Source organism: Helicobacter japonicus (genome assembly GCF_000762845.2).
Lineage (GTDB): Bacteria > Campylobacterota > Campylobacteria > Campylobacterales > Helicobacteraceae > Helicobacter_C > Helicobacter_C japonicus.
Map to the genome: position 1 here is coordinate 1 of NZ_JRMQ02000027.1, position 3244 is coordinate 3244.

General features: G+C 31.0%; 2 protein-coding genes and 1 pseudogene. All 3 read right to left on the minus strand.

What is annotated here, in order from left to right; genetic code table 11:
- Nucleotides 1-283: 283 nt before the first annotated feature.
- A complete protein-coding gene (locus tag LS65_RS09505) occupies nt 284-2116 on the minus strand; it encodes a M23 family metallopeptidase (RefSeq protein ID WP_034361711.1) in 1833 nt (610 codons plus the stop codon).
- 13 nt (nt 2117-2129) lie between these two features.
- Nucleotides 2130-2759: a hypothetical protein gene (locus LS65_RS09510; protein WP_236096707.1), complete on the minus strand. Its 630-nt coding sequence runs from the start codon at nt 2757-2759 to the stop codon at nt 2130-2132.
- A 29-nt stretch (nt 2760-2788) separates the two neighbouring features.
- Nucleotides 2789-3244: pseudogene (locus tag LS65_RS09880) on the minus strand (bacteriophage T4 gp5 trimerisation domain-containing protein); the annotation flags it as partial.

A 3244-nucleotide genomic window follows, 5' to 3' on the forward strand; every position in this document is an offset into this window, starting at 1 on the left:
TAATATTATTAATGTTTAGAGAGAGAAAGGAGGAAGTGGGAGAACTCATAGGTTGTTCCTTATATAAGAGGAAGTGTTAGGTTTATCATAGTCCAATCTCTTTGTATCCCTTTTCTTAATCTGATAAGTTATTTTATCAATATGGAAATAAAAGAAACTTAAAATAATTTAAAAACAAACAAGATATATTTTACTTAAATAGAGGCTAGAACTCCTTATTTTTAATGGCATAAATCCTATAACAAACAAGTATTATGCTAGAAACATATAAATTTAGTAACATTCACAATTCCACCCTAAAATATGCTTGTGTAGCCTTACTCCTCTCAAAATAATATTCATAAGGCATATTTTGTATCACTTCAACTTTGACATTTGATTGCAACTCTTGTTTGGGGATATATTGCATTGTTTTATTTCCAATATATTCTTTATTTTGTATATGACTAGGAGCAAGAGTTATTTTGGTTACATTGCCTACCATACTAGAAGTATCCATATTGAAAAGTTCTTTATGGCAGTATAAGGCAAGAGTAAAACTTTTATTGCTTTCTTCAAATGGTAGGCAAAAACGCAATATTCCATATTCATCAGTTTTACTCTCATAAAGTCTATGATGAAAATATGAATAAATATAAATAGGAGTGTTTTGCAAAAATCCATGTTGGTTACTAAGGGTGAGATTGATTGTTGCCGTGCCACTTGGATTCTCTGTTTTTTGTTCTGGTGCTGTGCCTAATACCCCATCTCTTTTATACCATTGATAATACAATGGTTCTAATTCTATATCCACCTTTCTAAAATTCGCAGTTCCTGAAATAACTTGAAACCAATTATTATATGAATCTTGTTGGTCTTTATTCTTAGAATCTATTTTTCCATTTTTATATCTCCTATATAGCAAAATTTGTTGTTTGAGTTTTTCTTTTTCTTGTAAAAAATATTCACAGATTCTAAACTCCTTAGAATCAATAGCTTTAACACTATAATACAAGCCTAAATTTTCCTTTATTGCGCTTGGATTGTGGAGTGTATAATATTTTTCAGAGGTGTAATATGGGAAAAAGCATCTACCCTTTGGTGTTTTTATCTCTAGTAAATTAGAGTTTTTATCATAACTATATTCATAGATTTTATGCAAACCATTCACTTGAACAATAGCATCTTGCTCGTCATAATGTGTTTCTTTTATCTTATAGGTAGTATTCCAAAATACTGCTGGATTAATCAACTTATCTTCAGAATCTTGTATTTGATAATGCAAATGTATGGCAAACTTATTTCTTAGATGCCTAATAATTTCATTTTTTATTATTCGCTCTTTTTCTTTTTCTAAATCCTTGCGCTCCATAAGCTTTAGTAATGTATTAAGATGTATAGCTTGAATACCATTTTTATGTAATATATCTATATATACTTTATGTTGTTTTGCAATACTTTCTTGCCATTTTTTATTAATAAACTCTTGGGCTTTTTGCATTTGTATATCATCTTTGATATTTTCTAATATCGTAAAATCATTTTTTAAAAAATCAATAAATGCTTGAAAATAATTTACTTCTTGAAGCTTTAATGCATTATCATAAATAGTATTAACTTGCCGATCGTCTATGTTTGATAAAGATTTACCAATACCGCCAATAATGCCAACCAAATCTCCTTGCTTAATTGTTTGTCCATTTTGCACGAATACCACATCCATATGCAACAATCCGTGCTTATTTTTATCCTTATCAATGATATACACAGAGTTTAAAGAAGATTTTTCATTAAAAATAATTCGCCCATCTATTGGTGAAAATAATGGAGGCTTTTTATAAGTAAATTCTCCCATTGAAAAGCTTTGTGAAAAGCATATATCTATGCCAGAATGTGGCTCTCTGTTTTTTAAATCAATTCTCCTACCAAAAGTACTTGTAATTCTATATTGAGTGTCTTTTTGAAATGGTTTGATGGTTGGATTGTCTCTCTTAGATTCTAATACATCTGTGTAGAGATAGCCATTCCCTAATACTTTACCTTGCGAATCTTTTGGTATTGGTATTTCTTGATTCTTATTTTTATTACCAAATAACATCATCGTAATAACATTTCTAAAATTATCTGCTAGTAGCATTATATTCCTTATGCTACGGCATATCAGGCAATTCTTGCTCTATGTTATCAAGAGCAGTTTGTGTGATTTGCTCAAAAGTTCCTTGGTAGTCTTGAATTGCCTTTTGTGGTAGATTCTGTTCTTGTGTTACATATCGTGCTAAATCATCAAAAATCTGCATATACAAATTACAACTTGCCTCAAACTCCAAACCATCAAGACGATTGCATACGTTGGTAACATCTTGTAAATGATAGGTTACTTCAAAGCCTAGCGTATCACGCAAGGTTTGTAAATTTGTGGTGCTTAAAAAAGCAATGATTTTGTAATGCAGAATAGAATTTAGCGAATTCATATCAGTGACTATGTGTTTTTTAGCTATAAGTTCCGCAGTAGTGGCTTTAAGATTCCATATTGCAGCATAGTAGCAACTTTGCTCTTCACCATAAGTCTTATCATTATTCTGCGAATCTTGCAAGTTCGCATTATAAGTATATTGCAGCTTTTCGCATTCCTCTTGTGTTAAATTGTTTAGGGAATCCAGTGTAGCTTTATGAATAAGATTTTCCAATACAGAATCTAGTAATACAATATTTACATTCTCTTTTATTGGCATACTCAAAGCATAACACCCAATAAAGCTACAAAAGCTACATAGTAACAATATTATTATTCTTCCTTTTTCTTTACCCCTCACTCCGCCTTTATCTCCCCACCTTTAACAACTAATCCTTTAGAATCTATGACTACTTCTATTCCACCAGCTTTAATAATAACACAATCTCCCTTAGCAGTAATAGAAGTGTCTCCTACTTGGTGAAGGATTTGGTTACCAGCATTAACGCTATAATTGGTTGCTATTTCCACATTAGATGAGTCGGCTTCCAATCTTAAATGTTTTGTTGCAGCAAGAGACATAGAATCTTTAGTATCCAATACTAAATTATTTGTAGAATTAACAGCAAATTCATCGTTAATACTTACTCTCGCATCTTTTTCTACATTAATTTGCAAATGTCCCTCCACCATCTCCCTCTTATTCCCTTTTATATTCCTACTCTCATCTTGTTCTATACTTGTATTGAGATTTCCTTGTATCTCTACTTCCTTATCCTCTCCTACATATTCACTGCTATCCTTTGCTACTCT

Excerpts from the sequence above, each read along its gene's own strand:
- LS65_RS09505 (WP_034361711.1), bottom strand. The coding sequence starts at position 2,116 with ATGCTACTAGCAGATAATTTTAGAAATGTTATTACGATGATGTTATTT.